The 500-nt window shown below is 48.0% G+C and carries 1 protein-coding gene; it reads right to left on the bottom strand.

Going from position 1 to position 500, the window contains the following annotated elements:
- A partial coding sequence (locus ACS8FC_RS21350; RefSeq protein WP_439298248.1) for a LysR family transcriptional regulator occupies positions 1–457 on the bottom strand: 457 nt, incomplete at its 3' end.
- Positions 458–500 lie beyond the last annotated feature (43 nt).

Genomic DNA, 500 nt, shown 5'->3' on the forward strand with positions numbered 1-500 from the left:
TAGAATGGAATACTAGACCAATATGCGCTTCGTCCTCCTCAACCTGACGAATCACTTCGTTTGATCCACCCGTACTGATTGATAGCGTGAGCGCCGGATATAGACGGGAAAACTCAGACAATGGGCCAAGCATCAAATCTGCAATGAAGCCATCGCCCACGGCTAGCTTTATATGCCCCCGCTGCAACCCCACCAACGCTTGTAATTTGGAAACACAAGCCTCTTCAGCAGAGAGGGATTCCCGATAAAACTGCAAGAGAATAGTGCCAGATTCTGTCGGCGTTACCCCTTTGCGGTGCCGCTCAATAAGCGTGCTCGCTAATTCTTCTTCTAACAGAGATATTTGCCGACTGACGGCTGAGGGAGCAATATTGAGCTTATCTGCAGCCGCCCGTATCGTACCCATCGTTACCGCTTCATAAAGATAGGATAACCGCTTTCCATTAATCTCTGCCATTGCTTCCTCTTACGCTCTTCTTAGTGTCATTAAATAAGTGTAG

This window comes from Psychrobacter sp. 1Y4 (assembly GCF_051847555.1).